The 23,015-nt window shown below is 67.8% G+C and carries 19 protein-coding genes and 1 pseudogene; 16 read left to right on the top strand and 4 right to left on the bottom strand.

From position 1 onward, the window contains the following. The first annotated feature begins 232 nt into the window (after positions 1–232). Entirely contained in the window at positions 233–1,084 is an 852-nt protein-coding gene (locus ACAM49_RS28845; protein ID WP_369638716.1) for a TIGR02569 family protein, read from the top strand. A gap of 167 nt (positions 1,085–1,251) precedes the next feature. On the opposite strand, the gene ACAM49_RS28850 is transcribed toward ACAM49_RS28845, so the two are convergent. Then, the gene (locus tag ACAM49_RS28850) at positions 1,252–2,709 is read right to left on the bottom strand and encodes an MFS transporter (protein WP_369638699.1); all 1,458 of its coding nucleotides are present in this window, start codon (positions 2,707–2,709) and stop codon (positions 1,252–1,254) included. Positions 2,710–2,884: 175 nt separating this feature from the next. After that, complete coding sequence (locus tag ACAM49_RS28855) at positions 2,885–3,568, bottom strand: FadR/GntR family transcriptional regulator (RefSeq protein WP_369638700.1); 684 nt, start codon at positions 3,566–3,568, stop codon at positions 2,885–2,887. A gap of 65 nt (positions 3,569–3,633) precedes the next feature. Here ACAM49_RS28855 and ACAM49_RS28860 point away from each other — a divergent pair, with 65 nt between their 5' ends. From ACAM49_RS28860 to ACAM49_RS28895, 8 genes and pseudogenes are all read left to right on the top strand, one after another. Next, the gene (locus tag ACAM49_RS28860) at positions 3,634–4,947 is read left to right on the top strand and encodes an MFS transporter (RefSeq protein WP_369638701.1); all 1,314 of its coding nucleotides are present in this window, start codon (positions 3,634–3,636) and stop codon (positions 4,945–4,947) included. Between the two features lie 267 nt (positions 4,948–5,214). Further along, on the top strand, positions 5,215–6,681 hold the full coding sequence (locus tag ACAM49_RS28865; protein ID WP_369638702.1) for an MFS transporter: 1,467 nt from the start codon (positions 5,215–5,217) through the stop codon (positions 6,679–6,681). A gap of 27 nt (positions 6,682–6,708) precedes the next feature. Further along, positions 6,709–9,294, top strand: coding sequence for a nitrite reductase large subunit NirB (nirB, locus tag ACAM49_RS28870; protein ID WP_369638703.1), 2,586 nt, complete (start codon positions 6,709–6,711; stop codon positions 9,292–9,294). Positions 9,295–9,361: 67 nt separating this feature from the next. Then, a complete protein-coding gene (gene nirD / locus ACAM49_RS28875) occupies positions 9,362–9,754 on the top strand; it encodes a nitrite reductase small subunit NirD (protein ID WP_369638704.1) in 393 nt (130 codons plus the stop codon). Beyond that, positions 9,751–10,896, top strand: a pseudogene (locus tag ACAM49_RS28880) (uroporphyrinogen-III synthase); the annotation flags it as partial. The gene nirD and the pseudogene ACAM49_RS28880, both read left to right, overlap by 4 nt. Positions 10,897–11,225: 329 nt before the next feature. Beyond that, on the top strand, positions 11,226–12,038 hold the full coding sequence (locus tag ACAM49_RS28885) for a sirohydrochlorin chelatase (protein ID WP_369638705.1): 813 nt from the start codon (positions 11,226–11,228) through the stop codon (positions 12,036–12,038). Between the two features lie 132 nt (positions 12,039–12,170). After that, positions 12,171–12,383 carry a hypothetical protein gene (locus ACAM49_RS28890; protein ID WP_369638706.1) on the top strand — a complete coding sequence of 71 codons (213 nt, stop codon included), beginning with the start codon at positions 12,171–12,173 and terminating at the stop codon, positions 12,381–12,383. A gap of 80 nt (positions 12,384–12,463) precedes the next feature. Then, positions 12,464–12,871 (top strand): nuclear transport factor 2 family protein, encoded by a 408-nt coding sequence (locus ACAM49_RS28895; RefSeq protein ID WP_369638707.1) that lies wholly within the window; start codon positions 12,464–12,466, stop codon positions 12,869–12,871. Here the strand turns inward: ACAM49_RS28895 and ACAM49_RS28900 are convergent. Next, a complete protein-coding gene (locus ACAM49_RS28900) occupies positions 12,868–13,485 on the bottom strand; it encodes a TetR/AcrR family transcriptional regulator (protein WP_369638708.1) in 618 nt (205 codons plus the stop codon). The two genes, ACAM49_RS28895 and ACAM49_RS28900, sit on opposite strands and share 4 nt — an antisense overlap. Positions 13,486–13,631: 146 nt before the next feature. On the opposite strand from ACAM49_RS28900, the gene ACAM49_RS28905 reads away from it, so the two are divergent. The 5 genes from ACAM49_RS28905 (at position 13,632) to ACAM49_RS28925 (ending at position 20,492) form a co-directional block, all read left to right on the top strand. Beyond that, positions 13,632–14,984: a flavin-containing monooxygenase gene (locus ACAM49_RS28905; protein ID WP_369638709.1), complete on the top strand. Its 1,353-nt coding sequence runs from the start codon at positions 13,632–13,634 to the stop codon at positions 14,982–14,984. A 14-nt stretch (positions 14,985–14,998) separates the two neighbouring features. Continuing rightward, positions 14,999–16,147 (top strand): serine hydrolase domain-containing protein, encoded by a 1,149-nt coding sequence (locus ACAM49_RS28910; RefSeq protein ID WP_369638710.1) that lies wholly within the window; start codon positions 14,999–15,001, stop codon positions 16,145–16,147. 139 nt (positions 16,148–16,286) lie between these two features. Beyond that, positions 16,287–17,948 (top strand): class I adenylate-forming enzyme family protein, encoded by a 1,662-nt coding sequence (locus ACAM49_RS28915; RefSeq protein ID WP_369638711.1) that lies wholly within the window; start codon positions 16,287–16,289, stop codon positions 17,946–17,948. Between the two features lie 66 nt (positions 17,949–18,014). Then, a complete protein-coding gene (locus ACAM49_RS28920; protein ID WP_369638717.1) occupies positions 18,015–19,700 on the top strand; it encodes an amidohydrolase family protein in 1,686 nt (561 codons plus the stop codon). A 12-nt stretch (positions 19,701–19,712) separates the two neighbouring features. After that, the gene (locus ACAM49_RS28925; protein ID WP_369638712.1) at positions 19,713–20,492 is read left to right on the top strand and encodes an SDR family NAD(P)-dependent oxidoreductase; all 780 of its coding nucleotides are present in this window, start codon (positions 19,713–19,715) and stop codon (positions 20,490–20,492) included. 10 nt (positions 20,493–20,502) lie between these two features. On the opposite strand, the gene ACAM49_RS28930 is transcribed toward ACAM49_RS28925, so the two are convergent. After that, positions 20,503–21,411: a LysR family transcriptional regulator gene (locus ACAM49_RS28930; protein WP_369638713.1), complete on the bottom strand. Its 909-nt coding sequence runs from the start codon at positions 21,409–21,411 to the stop codon at positions 20,503–20,505. A gap of 70 nt (positions 21,412–21,481) precedes the next feature. On the opposite strand from ACAM49_RS28930, the gene ACAM49_RS28935 reads away from it, so the two are divergent. Then, the gene (locus ACAM49_RS28935) at positions 21,482–22,225 is read left to right on the top strand and encodes an SDR family NAD(P)-dependent oxidoreductase (RefSeq protein WP_369638714.1); all 744 of its coding nucleotides are present in this window, start codon (positions 21,482–21,484) and stop codon (positions 22,223–22,225) included. A 29-nt stretch (positions 22,226–22,254) separates the two neighbouring features. Beyond that, positions 22,255–22,461, top strand: a complete 207-nt coding sequence (locus tag ACAM49_RS28940; protein WP_369638715.1) for a 4-oxalocrotonate tautomerase family protein — start codon at positions 22,255–22,257, stop codon at positions 22,459–22,461. The last annotated feature ends 554 nt before the right edge of the window (positions 22,462–23,015 follow it).

Raw genomic sequence — 23,015 nt, forward strand, 5'->3', positions numbered from 1 at the left:
GCCGAGGCCCTCGCGGCCCTGAAGAACGCGGGCTTCGCCGATGCCACGCATTTGCAGGGCGGAATCATCGCCTGGGCCAACCAGGTTGATCCGTCACTGCCGGTCTACTGACCGAATCGGGGTTCGGGAGCACGGCTTTCGAACCCCGATTCCGACTTGGTTCCAGCTGGTCTGTTATCCGGTGTGGCGACCGATTTCCGCCTCTCGACAGCGGTACCGTACGCGCGTGACCATGACTGCTGTGGAGCCTCCTGAGCATGTGCGCTCGACCTTCGGGTTGCGCGAGGAAGCGCCGGTTCCGCTCGGGAACTGGGACGGTGGCTGGCGACTGGGTGACGTGGTGCTGAGCCCGGTCACCGATCACGCGCGCGCCGCGTGGTCCGCCAAGGTGCGCGAGACGCTGCGGGTGGACGGGATTCGCCTGGCCCGGCCGGTGCGGGCCACCGATGGGCGGTATGTCGTATCCGGTTGGCGCGCCGACACCTATCTCGAGGGTGTGCCCGAACCCCGCCACGACGAAGTGGTTTCGCTGTCCCTGCGACTACACCAGGTGACCGCGAAACTGGAGCGCCCCCGCTTCCTGGCCGCGCAGCCGGTCGCCCCCTGGGTGGATGTGGACGTCTTCGCGGCCGCGGATCGCGCTGCGTGGGAAGCGGTTCCGCTGCGCAGCCTCAAGATGGTCGGCATGCTGCCCGCCACCTCACCCGACGGCGACCGCAGCCTGACCCTGATCACCCAGCTCTCCACCCTGCGCAAGCCGGTGGTCACGCCCTCGCAGCTGGTGCACGGCGACCTGTTCGGAACCGTCCTGTTCTCCGGCAATTTCGCGCCGGGCCTCACCGACATCACCCCGTACTGGCGTCCCGCGCCGTGGGCCGCGGCGGTCATCGTGGTGGACGCCCTGTCCTGGGGCGGCGCCGACGACGGCCTGCTGGACCGCTGGCGTGATCTCCCCGAATGGCCGCAGATGCTGGTGCGCGCGGTCATGTTCCGCCTCGCCGTGCACGCCCTGCACCCGCGTTCCACCCCCGAGGCGTTCCCGGGCCTGGCCCGCACCGCGGACATGATCCGCCTGCTGCTCTAACTCCGCAAAGACGAACGAAAGGCCGCGCCGGGCGACGAATCCGGCGCGGCCTTTCGCGCTCCCCGAGGGGTGGGGAGCCCTTGAGAGACCGTGGCTCCCAAAGTCTTCGGGCCTGGGGCTCCGGGGTTTCAGGGGTTTACCCCTGAGAGTCCCCGAGAGTTGGGTTCTCACACATTGGCGTGGGCCAGCGAGGGTGCGCGTCCGACCGCGAAGGAGGACCGCAGGTAGAACCACCAGCACAGCGCGCCCATGGCCAGATACGCCACCACGTAACCCCAGAACGCGGGATTCATGGTGTGGTAGTGCGTGTTCGACAGCCGCAGCGCCTGCTGCAGCAGCCACCCGCCCGCCGCGCCGATCGCGCCGATCACACCGATGGCCGCACCCGCCTGCCGCTTCGCGGAGGTCAGCGCCTCACCGATGTCCTGCCCGGTCTCCGAGGCGTGCTTGCGCGCCTCGGCGGTGAAGATCATCGGAATCATCCGGTAGGTCGACCCGTTGCCGATGCCGCTGAACACGAACAGCAGCAGGAACGAGACCAGGTAGAGCGGAAAGCTCTTGGCCGACAGCGACGCCACGATGAGCGCGGCCGAGACCGCCATGCCGCCGAACACGTACAGCGTGATCTTCGCGCCGGTGAGCTTGTCGGAGATCCAGCCGCCGAACGGACGGCTCATGGAGCCGACGAGCGCGCCGAGGAAGGCGAGGTTGCCCAGCGTGCCCATCCAGCCGATCTTGGCCAGGCTCGGGAAGTTGGCCTTGAGCAGGGTCGGGAAGGCGAAGGAGAAGCCGATGAACGAGCCGAAGGTGCCGATGTAGAGGATCGCCATCACCCAGGTGTGCCGGTTGGCGAGGGCCTTCTTGTAGGAGGTGCCATCGGATTTCGCGCCGGAGAGCGAATCCATGTAGCGCAGCGCGCCGAACAGCGCGAACAGGATGAACGGAATCCACACCAGTACGGCCAGTGTGATGCCGAAGCGGTAGCCGCCCGGGTTCTTGGCGAAGATGTGGGTGCCCAGGGTGATGAGCAGCGGCACGAACAACTGGGTCTGTGCCACACCGAGATTGCCGCCCGCGGCATTGATGCCCAGCGCCGCGCCCTTCTTGCCCTCGGGGAAGAAGAAGTTGATGTTCGCCATCGAGGACGAGAAGTTGCCGCCGCCGACACCGGCCAGCGCCGCCAGCACCATGAACACCCACATGGGCGTGCTCGGGTGGTTGATGAAGAAGGCGATGCCCAGGGTCGGGACCAGCAGCATGGCCGCGCTGAAGGCGGTGAAGGCCCGGCCGCCGAAGCGCGGGATGGCGAAGGTGTAGGGGATGCGCAGCGCCGCGCCGACCAGGGTCGGGGTGGAGGTGAGCAGCAGGGCGTTGTTCACCGCGTCCGGGTTGTTCTTGCCCAGGAAGGCGAAGCCGGCCGACCCCATGGCGGTGACGATGCTGGCCCAGATGACCCAGACGCTGAATCCGAGGTTTTCCGCGAATACCGAGAAGATCAGATTCTTCCGGGCGGTTTGTTTACCCCCGTTTTCCCAGAATTCATTGTTGTCCGGTTCCCAGCGGTCGATCCACCGTCCGCGTCTCTGGTACGTGAAGGCGTCGGGTGCCTCTACTACTGTTGCCATGAGCAGCTGTCCTCTCGGCTGTCGCGACCGTCCTCATCAAGGGCTCCCGGTCAGTCGTGGGAGCCGCTGCGGTCGGGATCTACCGTAGGAAAGCTGTTTTACGCCTGAATGATTTTCGGTGACGGGAACGGTAATTCCGGCTCACCTTCGGATGATTCGGGCGGTGATTTTCCGGTTACTCGAAATTTGTATCAAGCGTCCGGTATTCGGCCATGAGCGAGTCGAGGAAGCAGTTGGCCACCCGCGCGGCCCGGTCGGGATCACCGTCGATCACCGCCTGGACGAGCTCGGCGTGCTCGTCGTGGTACGTCGCGCCGTCCTGTTCGGACCGGAAGCGGATCCCGGCCGCGATGACGGGCAGCAGCGAGTCGTAGAACTCCAGGTATACCGCATTGTGGCTGGCGACGACGATGGCGCGGTGGATTTGCACGTCGGCCTCGATGGCGGCGTCGAAGTCGGTGTCCCAGAAGCGGGTTCGATCGTCGAGCAGTCGCCGCAGGGTCGCCATGTCGGTCTCGTCGCGGCGGGTGGCGGCGAGCCGGGCGGCGGTGGTGTCCAGCGCCTGGCGCAGCTCCAGCAGATCGCGCTGGTGGGCGTCGGCGAAGTATTCGGACAGGGTGCCGCCGAGGCTGGAGGTGGAGATGACATAGGTGCCCGAGCCCTGTCTGCGCTTGAGCATGCCGGCGTGCACGAGCGCCTGGACGGCCTCGCGCACGGTATTTCGGCCGGTGCCGGTGAGCTCGGTGAGCTCGGGCTCGGTGGGGATACGTGAGCCGACGGCCCAACGGCCGGAACGGATTTCGGCACGAAGCTGCTCTGTCACCTGAGCGATGAGGCTCGTGCGCCGGACTGGTTGCACGGGTGACAGCGTACCCTGCCTCACATTCGTTGCATCACATCATCGGGTCATCCTATGATTTTCGAGTGACTGCGACGATAGATGAGACGATGGCCCCGGAGAGGGGCCTTATTACTGCCTCGGGCCGGACGACCGCCCAGGCCCGCCCCGACCTCACCAAGCCGCACCCCGAACTCTCCAAGCGCGCCCTGCTCGAGGGCCGCCTGCTCGTGCTCGTCGCCATCGTCGTCTCCGCCCTCACCCTCCGCGTCGCCGTCACCGCGTTCACCCCTCTTGCCGCCCGGATCGGCGCGGACATCGGCTATTCCACCGCGGTGGTGGGCGTCTTCGGCATGCTGCCGACGGCCATGTTCGCCCTCGGCGGCCTGCTGACCCCGCTGGTCTCCCGCCGCCTCGGCCTGGAGCTGACCGCGCTGGTGGCCATGCTCATGACCGGCCTCGGCTCGGCGCTGCGCGCGATCGTGCCCGACACCTGGGAGTTGCTGGCCTTCTCGGCGCTGGCGCTGGGCGGCATGGGCATCGGCAATATCGTGATCCCGCCCCTGGTGAAGCGGTACTTCTCGGATCGGCTGGCGCTGCTGAGCTCGGTCTACATCGTGATGGTGCAGCTGGGCACGGTCTTCCCGGCGCTGATCGCGGTGCCGATCGCCGACGCGCACGGCTGGCGGCTCTCGCTGGGCATGTGGGCCGCGCTGGCCTTCGCCGCGGCGCTGCCGTGGATCGGCGTGCTGCGGGTGCGCCGCGATCGCGCGCTGCACGATGCCACCGAAATGCCCGCGGAGACGGTCGAATCCACCGGCAAGGTGTGGCGCTCGCCGCTGGCCTGGGGCATGGCCTTCATGTTCGGCATGACCTCGCTGATCACCTATTCGCTGTTCACCTGGATGCCGACGATCTTCGGCGACGCCGGGGCCAGCGCGTCCTTCGGCGGCACCATGGTCGGCGTCTTCGCGCTGATCGGCCTGGTGGCGGCGCTCGGCGCGCCGATCGTGGTGGGCCGCATGGCCAATCCGTTCCCGGTGGTGATCGGCTGCGCGGTGTTCTTCTTCATCGGCTTCGCCGGGCTGCTGTTCGCGCCGATGGCCGCGCCGCTGGTGTGGGTGCTGGCGCTGGGCCTGGGTCCCTCGACCTTCCCGATGGCCCTGACGCTGATCAACCTGCGCACCAAGACCGGCGCCGGGTCGGCCGCGCTGTCGGGCTTCACCCAGGGTGTCGGCTATTCCGTGGCGTGCACCGGTCCGCTGGTGTTCGGCGCGCTGCACACCATGACCGGAGAGTGGCTGGCGCCGTTCGGCTTCCTGGTGCTGGCCGTCGTGGTGCTGATGATCGGCGGCTGGGTCGCGTGCAAGCCGCAGATGCTCGAGGACACCTGGAAGTAATTCGAGAAATTTCACCGCTCGAGTTGCCGAGCCGTGAGGTGAGGGCCATGCTGTGTGGCAAGCCTCTCACCTCACGGCTCGTTTTCTCGTTTCTCGGCGATTTGTCATCGCCGGAAACTGTTGTGTCACACGGACGAAACATAAGACCACTTCTCACGCCGAGCGGTCTGATTTCGTGAGCAACCGTTGATTTGACGGTCATTTCGCGCAGCATCGACGCAATACCCGTTTCCTACCTTGGGGCCATCCAGATTTCAGGAGGGCCTCTTGTTGAGCACGCTGACCCGCAAGCGCGACATCGAGCATTGGGATGCCGAGGATGTCGAGGCTTGGGAAGCCGGTGGTAAGGACATCGCGCGCCGCAATCTGATCTGGTCGGTATTCGCCGAGCACATCGGATTCTCGGTGTGGTCGATCTGGTCGGTCATGGTGCTGTTCATGCCGACCGCGGTGTTCCACATCGATCCGGCCGGAAAGTTCTTCCTGGGCGCGGTGCCCACCCTGGTCGGCGGCCTCGCGCGGATCCCCTACACGGTGCTGACCGCGAAGTTCGGCGGCCGCAACTGGACCATCGTGAGCGCGCTGCTGCTGCTGATCCCGACGCTGCTGGCGCTGTACTTCGTCAACCGGCCGGGCACCTCCTACACGACGTTCCTGATCGTGGCGGCCTTCGCGGGCCTGGGCGGCGGCAACTTCTCCTCGTCGATGTCCAACATCAACGTCTTCTTCCCGCAGCGGCTCAAGGGCTGGGCGCTGGGCATCAACGCGGGCGGCGGCAATATCGGCGTGCCGGTGGTGCAGCTGATCGGCCTGGCGGTCATCGCCACCCTGGGCAACGCCTACGGCAACGCGTCGGTGGTGTGCGCGGTCTACCTGGTGCTCATCGCGGCGGCGGCGATCGGCGCGGCGCTGTACATGGACAACGTCAAGAACCAGAAGGCCGACCTGTCCTACATGATCAAGGCGCTGAAGGTGCCGCAGTCGTGGGCCATCGCGTTCCTGTACATCGGTACCTTCGGTTCCTTCATCGGCTACTCCTTCGCATTCGGCCAGGTGCTGCAGATCAGCTTCAAGGCGGGCGGCGCGAGCGTCGCCGCGGCCACCCTGCACGCCGCGCAGATCGCCTTCATCGGACCGTTGCTGGGTTCGCTGGCCCGCCCCTACGGCGGCAAGTGGGCCGACCGCATCGGTGGCGGCAAGGTAACCGCAATCACGTTCTGCGCCATGACGATTGCCGCCACCGTGGTCGCGATCGCGAGCACCCTCGGTGATCATCGCGGCCACCCGACTGGTAGCTTGATGGTTGCCATGATCATCGGATTCACCGCACTGTTCGTCATTTCCGGAATCGGGAACGGCGCGGTGACGAAGATCATCCCCTCGGTCTTCGAGGCGAAATCCCGTAATTTGCAAGGTGATTCGGCCCACCGTGCGGCCTGGGCGCAGAACATGTCCGGTGCGCTCATCGGCTTCGTCGGCGCGCTCGGCGCGCTGGGCGGCGTCGGCATCAACCTGGTGCTGCGCTCGTCCTACGCCTCCACCAAGTCCGCGACCACCGCGTTCTGGGTCTTCATGGCCTTCTACGTGGTGTGCGGCCTGGTCTGCTGGGCGGTCTTCCTGCGCCGCCCGGGCCGCGAGGCCGCCGACTCCGACGTCGTCATCGAAGCGGAATCGCTTGTGCTGCAAGCCGAATCCGCCGCCGATTCCCAGTCCACCGCGTCGGCTCGCGCCTGACCCGCTCATTCTCGAAGGGGAACCGTCATGACCCACAGCATCGAACGCAAGGCCGTCGTCGTGGTCGGCCACGGCATGGTGGGCCACCGCTTCGTCGAGGCGCTGCGCTCCCGGGACGAGGCCGGGGCCTGGCAGGTCATCGTGCTGAGCGAGGAGAAGCTGGCCGCCTACGACCGCGTCGGCCTGTCCTCCTACGTCGGCAGCTGGGAGGCCTCCGCGCTGGCGCTGCCCGGCAACGACTACGCGGGCGACGAGCTGGTCGAGGTGCGCCTGGGCGTGAAGGCCGACGCGATCGACAAGACCGCCCGCAAGGTCACCACCTCCGCCGGCGATGTGATCGCCTATGACGCACTGGTTCTCGCGACCGGCTCCTACGCCTTCGTGCCGCCGGTGCCGGGTCACGACCTGGAGGGCAACTTCGTCTACCGCACCCTCGAGGACCTCGACGGCATCCGGGCCACGGCCGAGGCGGCCGGTCCGGGCGCGGTCGGCATCGTGGTCGGCGGCGGTCTGCTCGGCCTGGAGGCGGCGAACGCGCTGCGCCTGCTGGGCATGACCCCGCACGTGGTCGAGTTCAACAAGTGGCTGATGCCGGCCCAGATCGACGAGGGCGGCGGCGCCATTCTCGAAAAGCTGGTCACCGAGCTGGGTTTGACCGTGCACACCGGCGTCGGCACCTCCTCGATCGAGGCGGTCGAGGGTGCGCCGCTCGCCGAGCGCCTAGCGGTGAAGTTCTCCGACGACACCGAATTGCGCGCGGCCATGGTGGTTTTCGCCGCCGGTGTCCGCCCTCGCGACGAGATCGCCAAGTCGGCCGGGCTCGAGGTCGGCCCGCGCGGCGGTGTCATCACCGACCTGGGCCTGCGGACCTCGGACCCGAACATCTACGCCATCGGTGAGGTCGCCGCGGTCGAGGGCGTCTGCTACGGCCTGGTCGCGCCCGGCTACAGCACCGCCGAGGTGGTCGCCGACCGCCTGCTCGGCGGCGCGGGCGAGTTCCCGGGCGCGGACCTGTCCACCAAGCTGAAGCTGCTCGGCGTGGATGTCGCCTCCTTCGGTGACGCGCACGGCAAGACCGAGGGCGCGCTCTCGGTGGTGCTGCACGACGCCGCCAAGGGCACCTACGCGAAACTCGTTGTCTCCGACGACGCCCAGACCCTGCTCGGCGGTGTGCTGGTCGGCGACGCCACCCAGTACTCGGCGCTGCGCCCGCTGGTCGGCCGCCCGCTGCCCGCGGACCCGGCCGCGCTGATCTCCCCGGCCGGTGCGGAACTGGGCGCGGACGCGCTGCCCGACGACGCGCAGATCTGCTCCTGCAACAACGTCTCCAAGGGCTCGATCTGCGGCGCCATCGCCGACGGCGCCTGCGACGTCCCGGCCATCAAGAGCTGCACCAATGCCGGAACCTCCTGCGGCGGTTGCGTTCCCATGCTCAAGAAGCTGCTCGAGCAGTCGGGTGTGGAGGTCTCCAAGTCGCTGTGCGAGCACTTCTCGCAGTCGCGCGCCGAGCTGTTCCACATCGTCCAGTCCACCGGCATCCGCACCTTCTCGGGTCTGATCGCCAAGTACGGCAAGGGCACCGGCTGCGATATCTGCAAGCCGACCGTGGCCTCGATCCTGGCGTCCACCTCGAGCGATCACATCCTCGACGGCGAGCAGGCCTCGCTGCAGGACACCAACGACCACTTCCTGGCCAACCTGCAGAAGAACGGCACCTACTCGGTGGTGCCGCGCATGCCCGGCGGCGAGGTGACCGCCGAGCAGCTCATCACCATCGGTGAGGTGGCCAAGGAGTTCGGCCTCTACGTGAAGGTCACCGGCGGCCAGCGCATCGACCTGTTCGGCGCGCGGGTCGAGCAGCTGCCGCTGATCTGGAAGCGCCTGGTGGACGCGGGCATGGAATCCGGTCACGCGTACGGCAAGTCGCTGCGCACGGTGAAGTCCTGCGTAGGCTCCACCTGGTGCCGCTACGGCCAGCAGGATTCGGTCGGCATGGCCGTGCTGCTCGAGAAGCGCTACCGCGGTCTGCGTTCCCCGCACAAGCTGAAGCTGGCGGTCTCGGGTTGCGCCCGCGAATGCGCGGAGGCGCGCGGCAAGGATGTCGGCGTCATCGCCACCGAGCACGGCTGGAACCTCTACGTCGGCGGCAACGGCGGCCTGACCCCCAAGCACGCGGTGCTGCTGGCCGGTGACCTGGACGACGAGACGCTGATCAAGTACATCGACCGCTACCTGATGTTCTACATCCGCACCGCGGACCGCCTGCAGCGCACCGCGCCCTGGCAGGAGGCGCTCGAGGGCGGCATGGACTACCTCAAGCAGGTCATCTGCGAGGACAGCCTGGGCATCGCCGACGATCTCGAGGCCGCCATGGCCAAGCACGTCGAGGGCTACCGGGACGAGTGGGCCGCGGTGCTCGAGGACGAGGGCAAGCTCTCGCGCTTCGTGTCCTTCGTCAACGCGCCGGAGGAGTCCGATCCGACCATCGGTTTCGACGACAGCGGTGAGCGCAAGGTGCCGGTGCTCCTCGGCATTCCTGACATTCCGGTCGGTATCGCTGGAATTTCGAGCACGACCAAGCAGGTCACCGAGTCCGCCACGCACGGGAAATGACCGCTTAACCGCATGGAAACAGGACGTCGGTACCAATAGGTACAGGCCGTTCGGAGGAGAGTTACCGATGACCGTAATCGACACACCCGGCACCGCGACCAGCACTTCCGGCTGGACCCAGGCCTGCCGACTGGACTATTTGATTCCGGGCCGCGGCGTGGCGGTTCTGCTCAAGGGTGGCCGCCAGGCGGCCCTGTTCCTCACCGGCGACGCGACCCTGTTCGCCGTCGGCAATATCGATCCCTTCGGCCGGGCGGCGGTGATGTCGCGAGGCCTGGTCGGCGACCGCGGCGGCGTGCCGGTGGTGGCCTCGCCACTGCTCAAGCAGGCGTTCTCGCTCATCGACGGGCACTGCCTGGACGACGAGTCGGTATCGCTGCCGGTCTACGCGGTCCGGGTGGTGGACGGTGTGGTCGCCGTCGCCAACGAACCCATGATCTTCCCCGGCGGTACCGCATGACCGAGGTCGACGGCGGTACTCCGCTCGCTGGATTCACGATCGGCATCACGGCTGCCCGCCGCGCCGACGAGCTCGGCACCCTGCTCACCCGCCGGGGCGCGAATATCGTTGCCGCCCCGGCCATCCGGATCATCCCGCTCTCCGACGACACCGAACTGGAGCGGGTGACGCGCCAGCTGGTCGCCGATCCGCCGCAGATCACCGTGGCCACCACCGGAATCGGCTTCCGCGGCTGGATGGAGGCCGCGGAGGGCTGGGGCCTGGCCGAGGAGCTGCGCTCCACGCTCGCCTCGACCCGTCTGCTGGCCCGCGGCCCCAAGGCCAAGGGCGCCATCCGCGCGGCCGAGCTGCGCGAGGAATGGTCTCCCGCTTCCGAATCCAGCGCCGAGGTGCTGGATCACCTGCTGGCCGAGGGCGTCGAGGGCGTGCGCATCGCGGTGCAGCTGCACGGCGCGACCACCGAATGGGAGCCGGTCGCGGACTTCTGCGAAGTGCTGCGCTGCGCCGGAGCCGATGTGGTTCCGGTCCCGGTCTACCGGTGGACGCCGCCGGAGGACCGCACCCCGATGGATCGCCTCATCGAGGGCATCGTCACCGCCGGACTGGACTGCGTGACCTTCACCAGCGCTCCGGCCGTGGCCTCACTTCTCATGCGCGCCAAGGAAACCGGACTGCTCGAGGCGGTTCTGCACGCCTTCCGCACCCGGGTGCTGCCCGCCTGCGTCGGTCCCATCACGGCGGCCCCGCTGGAGGAGCTCGGCGTCTCGACCTCCATGCCCGGCCGTGCCCGCCTGGGCGCGCTGGCCCGCCATGTCGCCGAGGAACTTCCGCGGCGCGCCAACCGGATTCAGGCCGCCGGGCACATGCTCAGCGTCCGCGGCGGTTGCGTCGTGGTGGACGGTCAGGTGCGCCAATTGGCTCCCGCGCCAATGGCTTTGATGCGTTCGCTGGCCCGCCAGCCCGGCCGCGTCGTCTCCCGCGAGGACCTGCTCGCCGCCCTGCCCGGCGGCGGTGACGACACCCATGCCGTGGAAACCGCCATCGCCCGCCTGCGCGCGGGCCTGGGCACGCCCAAGGCCATCCAGACCGTCGTCAAGCGCGGCTACCGGCTGGCCCTGGACCCGGCCGAGTGCATCGACAACCCGCACCCGGAGCCGCCGAGTCTGTCTGCCCGCCAGGGCTTTCCGCCGCACTCCCAGGGTCTGGGCACGCGCCGCGAGGTGCCGCCCCGCATTCCGGGTTCGCGCCCGCTCCCGCCCGAGGTGCCGCCGTCGGCCGCGGTCCGCCGCCCGGCCCCGAATCCCGCCGCCACTCCGGGCGCCACGCCGACGCGCCCGGCCGGCGGCGAGGTGCCCGGCCGGATGCCGGTCACCGCGCGCGCCGTCGCCGCGTCGCGCCCGCTCGGCGCGCCGACCGTTGTTCCGGGCTCCGCCAATGCCGTTCGTCCCATTCGCCCGGCGCGAGGTGCGTGGTGAGCGCGCCCGCCCTCGTCCTGGTCGCGCACGGCACCCGGAGTGCGCGGGGCGTGGAGATGATCGCCGAGCTGGCCGGAGCCGTGGCTCGGGAACTGGGTGCCGCGGCGTTCGCGCACGGTATCCGCAACGGGGGAGCCCAGACAGGTGCCGGTGCCGATTTCGGGGCCGCATCGGCATCGTTGCGTGAGTTGGCGATCACGGAGCCGCCGCGGGTGCGGACCGCGTTCGTGGATGTGCTGGGGCCGTCCCCGGCCGAGGTGTTGCGGGACCTGGATTCGGTTCCCGCCGTGGTGGTTCCGGCGTTCCTGGCCTCGGGCTACCACGTGTATCAGGATGTGCCGCGAGAGGTGGCCGCGAGTGCGCACGGCGCGGTCGCGGTCACCCAGGCCATGGGCCCGGATCCGGCGCTGGCCGAGGTGATGCACCTGCGGTTGCGGGCCGCGGGCTGGCGTCCGGGTGACGCGGTGGTGTTCGCCGCCGCGGGCTCCTCGGATTCCCGTGCGCGCCAGGATGTTCAGCGTGCAGCGAACCTGCTCTCGGAACGCATCGGCACCCCGGCGCACCTGGCCTACATCGCCACCGGCGAACCGCGGGTGCCGGAGGTGGTCGCCTCCGTGCGGGCCGCGGGCGCGCACCGGGTTTTCGTCGCCTCGTATCTGCTCGCACACGGCCTGTTCCATCAGCGCCTGCACGACGCGGGTGCGGACGGGGTGGCCGAGCCGATCGGCGTGCACCCCGCCGTAGTCCGGTTGCTGACCGATCGCTACTACGCGGCCATCGAGACCGTGGCGGCCGCCCGGGTCGCGTGATTCGTGGCGTTTCGGGGCCGAGCTCATTAGGGGCTCGGCCCTAATCTTTTTCTCAATTACCGTATCGCTTGGCGATTTTCGATTTCGCGTGGCACCCTTTACCGGATTCGGTAACCACTCGGAGGATTCCACGTGAAGAAGCTTGTCGTCGCCGCTCTGATCACGGGCGGTCTGGCCGCCCCCATGGCCACCGCCGCGGCCGACTACCCGCCGATGGTCGATCCCTGGCAGGCCTGCATGGCCGCGGGGCAGACCTATGACCAGTGCAAGGCGCTCGCCGACAGCACCCAGCCGACCGACCAGGGCGCCGGCTTCGGCTACACCGGCTCGTCCTACACCCGCTGAATTTAAACAATTCAATTTCAGAATTCCGCTCACCGGTATTCACGGGTTCCGTTCCCTCCGGTGACGATGAGGATGGCGGGATGTCGTCGGAACATCCCGCCCGCCGCGCCGGTCTCGCCTCGCAAAAAGCGGTGCGCGCCAAGTGCAAGGATGAATGGCTGAGTCTGTTCGCGGACGATGCGCGGGTCGAGGACCCGGTGGGGATCTCGCCGTATGACCCTGTGGGGGAGGGGCATTCGGGCCACGCCGCCATCGCGGCGTTCTGGGGCAAGGCGATCGAGCCCAGTGCGATCGAATTCGCCTGGGCCGATTTCTTCGCCTGTGGTGACGAGGCGGCGTTCACCGGGACCATCCGAAGCGCCCGCGCCGACGTCGTCGTCGAGGTCGATCTGGTCGCGGTGTACGGGGTGAACGCCGCCGGGAAAATCATTGCGCTGCGGGCGTTCTGGGAACTGGACCGCGCTCGCGTCACGCCTGTGGAGAACTAGCCCTTCGGGGTCCGGCCGGGTGTCTGCAGGGCCGGGAACCAGATGTCGGTGAGAACGCTGGCGGCCTCGTCGGCCGAGACGTCGATGGTCCCCTGCATGGCCCAGCGGGTGAAGAACCGCTCCAGCTGAGCGACCAGCAGCTCTATCCGCAGCCGCGCCTCCTCCTGCCGGTCCGCGGGCCAGCGGGACAGGTACGAGCTCATGACATTGGGCAGCGACATGATGCCTTCCCTTGCCACTTCCCGGAATTCGGGTTCCAGCGCGGTCGCCTCGTCCCAGGCGGGCAGCAGATCCTTGTACTCCTGGAACCAGTCGATGGCCCGCCGCATCCACGCCGCGAACTCCTCGCGCGAACCGCTGTCGAGCACGTGGTCGAGGTCCTCGTAGAAGTGCTGGACGCTGGGCAGCGTGCCCTGTTCGGCGATGGCGCGCAGCACATCCGGTTTCCCGGTGAAGTGCAGGTAGAAGGTGGCGCGGCTGCAGCCGACGGCGGCGGCGATGTCGTCGACGCGGACCGGCGCGTAGCCCTGGGTGGTGAACAGCTGGGTGGCGGCCTCGATGAGTCGGCCGCGGGTTTGCCGCTTCTGTTCTTCGCGCAGTGAAGGTCGGGTCACGCCTGAATGATAGACGTAAGTCGACTCACTAGACACGGTGTCTAGTGAGTGTTAGCGTGTGTGGCACATCACGTCCGGCCGGGGAATGTGACCCATAGCCGAACCAGGAGAGTGAATTGGCTGCGCCATCTGCACAGAATCGTGAGTTGCCCAGGGTTGCCATCATCGGCGCGGGCCCGTCCGGCATCACCGCCGCGAAGCGGCTGGCCGAATACGGCATCCCCTTCGACTGCTACGAAGCCTCCGACGAGGTGGGCGGCAACTGGTACTACAAGAACCCGAACGGGATGTCGGCCTGCTACCAGAGCCTGCACATCGACACCTCGAAGTACCGGCTGCAGTTCGAGGACTATCCGGCCCCGGAGGAGTGGCCGGACTTCCCGCATCACAGCCAATTGCACCAGTATTTCAAGGATTACGTCGACCACTTCGGCATCCGCGACCGAATCATCTTCAACAACAAGGTGATCTCGGCCGAGCGTGCCGCCGACGGCCTGTGGACCCTGACCACCGATCAGGGCCTGGAGCGGACCTACGACGCGCTGATCGTGGCCAACGGCCACCACTGGGATCCGCGCACTCCCGACTACCCGGGTGAGTTCGACGGCGTGCTCATGCACTCGCACTCCTACAACGACCCGTTCGACCCGATCGATATGCGCGGCAAGCGAATCGTGGTGGTGGGCATGGGCAATTCGGGGCTGGACGTCGCCTCGGAGCTGTCGCAGAAGTTCATCGCGGAGCGGCTGTGGGTCTCGGCCCGCCGCGGCGTGTGGGTGCTGCCCAAGTACGTCGGCGGCAAGGTCGGCGACACCCAGGTGGTGCCGGCGTGGATGCCGCCGAAGGTGGCGCTCAAGCTCAAGCAGCGCTTCGTGGTGAAAAACCGTGGGCGCATGGAGGATTACGGCCTGCCCAAGCCGGACCACCTGCCCTTCGAGGCGCATCCCTCGGCCAGCGAGGAGTTCCTGCACCGGGTCGGCTGCGGCGATATCGGCTTCAAGCCCGCCATCACCCGACTGGACGGCAAGGTCGTGCACTTCGCGGACGGCTCATCCGAGGAGGTGGACGTGATCGTGTGCGCCACCGGCTATCACATCAGCTTCCCGTTCTTCACCGATCCGGCGCTGCGCCCGGACGCGAGCAACAAGATCCCGTTGTGGCGGCAGATGGTGAATCCGGAGATCGACAATCTCTTCTATCTCGGTCTGGCACAGCCGATGCCGACGCTGGTGAACTTCGCCGAGCAGCAGTCCAAGCTGGTCGCGGCCTACCTGACGGGCAATTACCGGCTGCCCTCGGCGGCGGAGATGAACGCGGCCACCGCGAAGGCGGAGGCGGAACGCGCCGAGCGCTACTACAACTCGCCGCGGCACACCATTCAGATCGACTTCGACATCTATGTCCGCGAGCTGAAGAAGGAACTCGCCGAGGGCGCGCGCCGCGCCGACGCGGCGGGGAACGCGCTGCCGGTGCCGGGCCGTGCCTTGGTGAAGGTCTAGGGGAGTAGGACGGAATGAGCAACGTCGCTGGATTCTGTTCGGACCAATTCGAAGCTGTCCGTGCGGCTTTCACCGAGCAGGTGGAGTCGGGTGCGGAGCTGGGCGCCTCGGTCTGCGTGACCGTGGACGGCGAGACGGTGGTCGATCTCTGGGGCGGCTACGCCGATCCGGAGAAGACCAAGCCGTGGGAGGCCGACACCCTGGTCAACACCTTCTCCATCACCAAGACCATGGTCGCGCTGAGCGCCCTGCTGCTGGTCGAGGCCGGTGAGCTGGACGTGCACCAGAAGGTGGCCCACTACTGGCCGGAGTTCGCCGCCAACGGCAAGGCGGATATCGAGGTGCGGCACCTGCTCTCGCACACCTCGGGCGTCTCCGGCTGGGAGGCCCCGATCGAGCTGCGCGACATCTATGACACCGATGCGGCCTCGGATCGCCTTGCGGCACAGGAACCCTGGTGGGTTCCGGGCACCGCCTCGGGTTATCACGCCCTGAACTACGGGCATCTGACAGGCACGGTGATCAAGCGCATCACCGGTCGCTCGCTAGGGCGGTTCTTCGCCGAGGAATTGGCTCGGCCGCTGGACGCGGACTTCCATATCGGCACGCCCGCGGCCGATCTCGGGCGCATCGCCACCCTGGTGCCGCCGGAGTTCCTCGAGTTCGACCAGTCGCAGCTGCCGCAGGACAGCGTCCTGTACAAGACGCTGTTCCAGCCGCTGCTGGACTTCGCCGAGTGCGGGACGCCCGAGTGGCAGCAGGCCGAGCTCGGCGGCATGGGCGGGCACGGCAATGCCCGCTCGATCGCCCGGGTGCAGTCGGTGATCAGCAACGGCGGGGAGCTCGGCGGCCGGAAGTTCCTGTCGGACAAGACGATCGACCTCATCTTCGATCAGCAGTGCGACGGCTTCGATCTGGCCATCCTGCAGCCGGTGCGTTTCGGCATCGGTTACGGACTGCCGCAGCCGCAGATCGGACCGCAGGTGCCCGACGGCAAGGTGTGCTGGTGGAACGGCCTCGGCGGCGCGCACGTGGTCAACGACCTGGACCACCGCGTCACCTTCGCCTACGCCATGAACCGCATGGCCCCCGGCCTGATCGGCTCCGATCGCGCCGACGCCTATATGAAGGCGACCTTCGACGTGGTCCGGGGGCGGGCATGAGGCGGTCTTCGGTGGCGTCCCACCCCGCCATCTCAGAAAGTGGTACGGCGGCACCAATAGTTTGCGGTTCCCTCCCGCGCCCCCGGTTCGCTGCGGCAAGCTGCGGAGGTTGGCGCATCGACACCCGAGGACTTGACTCATGACCAATGCCATTGATCTTCAGGCACTCGCCGCCCAGGTCGCCGGGAAGCTGACCGGGCCGGGCGGGCCGTTCGAGATCGCGGTCGAGCAGGTGCTGGGCGCGCCGCAGCCGGTGTTCAAGCATCGCCGCGGCTCGCTGCTCGAGCTCCTGGAAGCCTCGCGTGAGCTGGGTGATCGCGACTATCTCGTCTCCGAGCGCACCCGCTACACCTTCGCCGAGCACTACGCGGCCGCGGGCGCGCTGGCCGCCGCGCTGGCCGAACGCTACGGCGTCGGCAAGGGTGATCGGGTCGGCATCCTGGCCGCGAACACCCCGGAATGGGTGCTGACCTTCTGGGCGGCACAGCGCCTCGGTGCGATCCCGGTCGGTTACAACGCGTGGTGGGCGCCGCGCGAGATCGAATACGGCCTCGAGCATTCCGAGCCGAAAGTGGTTGTCGCCGACGCGAAGCGGGCGGCGCTGGCAGCCGAGACCGGCACCGATATCCCGGTGCTCACCATGGAGACCGATCTTCCCGCGCTGTTCGCGGAGTTCGCGGGCGGTAATCCGGCCACCGCGGTGTCCGCGGACGATCCGGCGATCATCCTCTACACCTCCGGCACCACCGGTCGCCCCAAGGGCGTTGTGCACACCCAGCAGAACCTGGTCGCGGTCGCCGACTACCACCGTTTCATGGACGCGCTGGCGGCCGGATTCCGCGGCCAGGCGTGGGACGGCTCCCCGCAGGGCCGCCGGTATCTGGCGACCATGCCGCTGTTCCACATCGCGAGCCTGCACAATCTGTCGATCCCGCGACTGACCACCGGCGACGCCGTGGTGTTCCCGTCCTCGGGCGCGTTCGACGCCGAGTCGCTGCTGAAGCTGGTCGAGGCCGAGCGCGTCACCAACTGGGCCGCCGTGCCGACCCTGGCGAGTCGCATTCTGGCCGTGGACATCTCGAAGTACGACCTGTCCTCGCTGACCGCGTTCTCGCTGAACTCCGCCCCGGCCTCGCCCGCGCTGGTGCAGCGGCTGCGCGAGCGGTTCCCGGTCGCGTTGCAGGGCCTGACCACCAGTTACGGCTGCACCGAGTCCGGCACCGCCGCGACCGTGGCCACCCCGCCGGAGTTGGCCGCCGACAACGAGACCGTGGGCCGCGCCGTCATCGGCGTCTCGCTCGAGATCCGCGATCCCGACGGCAAGGTCGTGCCCGACGGCGAGGAGGGCGAGATCTGCATCCGCTCGCCCTACGTCATGCTCGGCTACTGGAACAACGAGGCCGCCACCGAGGCCGCCATCGACGAGAACCGCTGGCTGCGCACCGGTGACTTCGGCACCCTGCGCGAGGGCAAGCTCTACATCTCCGGCCGCCGGTCGGATCTGATCCTGCGCGGCGGCGAGAACGTCTACCCGCAGGAGATCGAGAACGTCCTGGACGAGCATCCGGCGGTGCGGGAGTCGGCCGTGATCGGCGTCCCGCACGAGGATCTCGGCCAGGAGGTGGCCGCCATCGTCGTTGTCGACCAACCGGATTCGACGACCGAGGACGAGTTGCGCGATCACGTGGCCAGGCAGCTGGCCTACTTCAAGGTGCCCGCCCGCTGGCTGGTCACCGCGGAACCCCTGCCGCGCAATGCCACCGGCAAGGTGCTGCGCCGCGACCTCTCGTTGGGGGAGTGAATTCCTGTGTACGACACCATCATCAAGAACGGCCGCTGGTTCGACGGCACCGGCGCGCCCTCGGCCATGCGTCATCTGGGCATCCGCGACGGCCGGGTGGCGACGGTCTCGGCCACGCCGCTGGACGAGACCGGCTGCGGCCGGGTGATCGACGCGACCGGGCGCTGGGTCATGCCCGGCATGATCGACATCCACACCCACTACGACGTCGAGGTGCTGCTGGACCCGACGCTGTCGGAGTCGCTGCGGCACGGCGTCACCACACTGGTGCTCGGCTCCTGCTCGCTGTCCACCGTGCACGTCGAGGGGTCGGACGCGGGTGACCTGTTCGGGCGGGTGGAGGCGATTCCGCGCAAGCACGTGGTCGCCGCGGTCGACGGGTTGAAGACCTGGAACAGCGCGCACGGGTACGTGAACGCGCTGGAGTCGCTGCCGCTGGGTCCGAATATCGCCGCCTTCATCGGACATTCGGATATCCGGACCGCGCAGATGGGCCTGCAACGCTCCACCGATCCGGACGTGACGCCGACCGAGTCGGAGCTGACGGCCATGGAGCACAAGCTGCGCGAGGCCCTGGACGCGGGCTTCGTCGGCATGTCCTCGCAGCAGCTGCTGTTCGACAAGCTCGACGGCGAGGTGTGCCGCTCGCGCACGCTGCCGTCCACCTATGCCACCGCCAAGGAGCGCCGGCGGCTGAATCGCATTCTGCGCGACCGGAAACGGGCGCTGCAGGGCGGCCCGGACGTGGCGCGGCCGCAGAGCCTGGTCGGCATGGCCGCCAGCAGCCTGGGCTTCTTCCGGCCCAATCTGAAGGTGAGCCTGCTCTCGGCGGCCGATATCAAGGCGATTCCCGGTGTGGTGAAGGTCTTCCCGCTGATCGGCAAGATCATCAACCGGCTCGGCGGCGACTTCCGCTGGCAGCATCTGCCGGTGCCGTTCGAGGTGTACTCCGACGGCATCGATCTGCCGGTGTTCGAGGAATTCGGTTCCGGCGCAGCGGCTCTGCACCTGTCCAACCAGTTGGAGAAGCGGCACGAGCTGTTCAAGGATCCCGCCTACCGGCGCGCGTTCCGCAAGGACTACGACAAGAAGTGGGGCCCGCGCGTCTGGCACCGGGACTTCTTCGACGCCGAGATCACCGAATGCCCGGACCCGAGCGTGGTCGGCAAGACCTTCGGTCAGGTCGGGCTGGATCGCGGCGGCATCCACCCGGTGGACGCCTTCCTGGACCTGCTGGTCGAGCACGGCTCCGGGGTGCGCTGGCGCACCACCATCTCCAACCACCGGCCCGAGGTGCTGAACGCGCTGGCCGCGGATCCCAGTGTGCAGCTGGGCTTCTCGGACGCGGGCGCGCATCTGCGGAACATGGCCTTCTACAACTTCGGGCTGCGCTTCCTCGAGCGGGTGCACCGGGCGCAGCAGGCGGGCAAGCCGTTCCTGACGGTCGAGCGCGCCGTGCACCGGGTCACCGGTGAACTGGCCGACTGGTACGACCTCGACGCCGGCCACCTGCGCGAGGGCGACCGGGCGGATGTGCTGATCATCGATCCGGCGCGGCTGGACGAGAGCCTGGAGTCCTACGCGGAGAACCCGATTCCCGAGTTCGACAACCTCTCCCGCATGGTCAACCGCAATGACGACACCGTGACCGCGGTCCTGGTCAACGGCGAGTACGTGTTCGGGCTCGGCGAGAAGTCGGCCACCCTCGGCAAGGAGCGCACGGGCGAGTTCCTGCGCGCCGGACGGCATTAGGAGCGAAAACTAGTGAACGCCAGCAGATTCGACGGCCGCACCGCGGTCGTCACGGGTGCGGCGTCCGGGATCGGCGCGGCCATCGCGGCCGCGCTGATCGCCGAGGGCGCGAACGTGGTCGGGCTCGACATCGACGAGGCCGGACTCGAGAAGAAGGCCGCCGAACTGGGGGAGTCCTTCGTCCCGGCGGTCGCCGACGTCACCGACGAGGCGCAGATCGAGGCCGGAATCGGCGTCGCCGCAGAGCGTTTCGGTCGATTGGATGCCGCCTTCAACGCTGCGGGCGCGTCCCGCATCGGCGCGGTCACCGACCTCTTGGAAGCCGACTGGGACTTCACCATCGACCTGATCCAGAAGAGCGTCTTCTTGTGCACCAAACACGAAGCGCGCCTGATGAAGTCGTCCGGCGGCGGCGCGATCGTGAACATCTCCTCCCTCGACGCCCGCGTCCCCATGCCCGGCGGCAGCGCCTACTCCACCGGCAAGGCGGGAGTCGTGATGTTCACCAAGACCGCCGCCCTGGAACTGGCCCAGCACCGCATCCGCGTGAACGCCATCCTCCCGGGCCTGGTGGACACCCCGCTGGTGGCCCCCATCATGGGCTACGAACCGGCCAAACAGATGTTCCTGGACCGCATTCCGATGGGCGCGCCCGCCACCCCGGAACAGATCGCCGGACCCAGCCTGTTCCTCGCCTCCGACGACGCCTCCTACATCACCGGCATCGACATGGTGGTCGACGGCGGCTGGGAACTGTCCAACTTCCCCAACCTGGCGAAGCTCGCAGGCTGAGCCGGCCGATCTACCCCGTCCTGCCGTCGGCGAAGTGGCTCACCAACCGCCCGACAAAGTCGAGAATGTGTGCCCGCTCGTCGTCGGTTCTGGTGGCGGCGTACCAGGCTCGGGTATCGCCTCGCGGTCCGATCCGCACCGCGGTGACCTCGCCCCGGGCCAGGTACGGCGCGATCACCCAGGACGGCAGGACACCGACTCCTTCCCCCGCCGCGACCAATTCGACAACCAGTTCGGTGAGCATCGGGACGATGGTGATCCGGTCTGGGCGTGCACCCGGTGGAATCGGCAGCGGCATCGCGTTCGGACGGCTCTGATCGTAGCCGTCGTACAGGATCAGGTTCTCGGTGGCGAAATCGGGTCCCGCCACGTACTTCCTTGTCGCCCAACGATGTTCGGATGCCACCACGGCCAGCATCTCGTCGTCCATGAGATGGGTCAGCTTGACCTGGGCGGCCGCCGGGGTCAGTTTGGTCAGCACGGCCACATCGATGAGCTGTGTCAGTAGCGCATCGGCCAAATCATCGTCGCTGGCGCTGACCACCCGGATCGCGTTGTCGGGACGGGCTTTGCGCATCTCTCGCATGACCGGCGTCAACCAGGACACGGTGGTGGAGCATTGTGTCGACACTCGAATGTGCCGATCCCCGCTGCGCGCCACCTCACTCACCTCACGTTCGGCGGCGGCCAGATCCGCCAGAATCCGTGACGCCCGAGGCAACAGACGCGCCCCTGCCTGATTGGGCACCAGCCGCCGACCCACCCGATCGAAGACCGGTGTGCCCAGTCGTTCCTCCATCCGCAGCAGGCGCTGACTCAACGCCGGTTGGCTCACGAACAGCCGGTCCGCGGCCTGCTGCAGCGTCCCGCCACCGGCCAGAGCGTCCAGCAGTTCCAGATCGCGCACATCCAGATTCATAAGTGGAGTCTAGTAATATCCACAAGACTGCGTCGTGGACTAATATGTTTCCGGGGTCGAAGCTTTCCTCATGAGAACAACGACTTCCCGCACCGCGATCGTCACCGGCGGCTCCAGCGGCATCGGCTACGCCATCGCGGAAGCCCTGCTCGCACGTGGCGACAATGTGGTGATCAACGGCCGCGACGCCGACAAACTAGCCGCCGCCGCGGCCCGCCTCGGCTCCGACGAGCGGTTGCGTTGGACCGTTGCCGACCTCACCGACCCGAAGACCGGCGCAGCCCTGGTCGACACGGCGACAGCGGAGTTCGGCGGCGTCGACATCCTGGTCAACAATGCCGGCACCTTCGCCTCCGTCCCCTTCCTCGACGTCGCTGCCGCCGACCTCGACCATTTCCTGAGCGGAAACCTGCGCGGCACCTACCTGATCACCCAGGCGGTGGCCCGCCGCATGATCGACCAAGCTCGTGGCGGTGCGATCGTGAACATCACCACCGTGCTGCTCTCCCACGCCATCAGCGGTTTCCCCGCCTCCGCCCCGCTGGTCTCCAAGGGCGGCGTCCGCGCCCTCACCGTGGCACTGGCCGCCGAACTCGCCCCCTACGGCATCCGCGTGAACGAGGTCGCTCCCGGCATCGTCCGCACCCCGCTGCACGCGGACTCCGACCTCGACGCCCTGGCCGCTCTCGCCGTCCTGAACCGAGTCGCCGAACCCGCCGACATCGCCGACTCCGTCCTGCACCTCACCGACGCCACCTTCCTCACCGGCACCGTGATCGGCGCCGACGGCGGCTACGTCACCACCCGCGCCTGACCCGCCCCCGACAAACCCCAGGACCCCGAATGCCTTACATCAACGTAAAAGTCACCCGCGAAGCCGTCACCCCCGCCCAGAAGTCCCAGATCATCACCCGCATGACCGACGTCCTCGTCGACATCCTCGGCAAAGACCCCCACACCACCTTCGTCGTGATCGACGAGGTAGACCTGGAAGACTGGGGCGTCGGCGGCCTACCCGTCACCGAATATCGTGCGCAGCAACAGAACTAGCCGAAAACTCCCTCGTCACATAGCACCAGACCGGCCGCCATAGTCAGGTGAAATTCGACCACCCACGACCAGCCGGCGCGTTCGAAGATTCGGCACTCCCGCCACTCAACCCGACGCAAGACCCCGTCCAAATCGCCAATCCGAAAGGACCCCAAATGAACTCGTCGGGTTGGACCGCCCCCTTGCTGGAGGCAATCAGCATCGTGCGGTGGTGACACTCCGGGCCGATTGTCACCACCGCACCCTGAAAGCCTCTGCCCGCCAGGCTCTCCGAGCCAGCTTCGTCGGACTCGAGCGCACACTACTGCCCCGCACTCGCCCCTGACGCAATTCTCTAACAACCCGCGACCCGCCCGATCCGCCGCGACCACCGCCCCTTAACCGAAGATCAACGACCCACGGCATCTCGGGGTCATCTCGGTATCCGAGAACGTCCGCTCATGCCGAGTTGCGTGCGGCCCGCGCTCGAGCAGACTGTTTGGGTGCATGGGGAGCATTCGAATGGCAGTGCCGATCGGGCAGTCGCGTTTGTCACGTCGAGATCTACCGGGCTC

The sequence above is a fragment of the Nocardia sp. JMUB6875 genome (genome assembly GCF_041154655.1).
Classification (GTDB): Bacteria; Actinomycetota; Actinomycetes; order Mycobacteriales; family Mycobacteriaceae; genus Nocardia.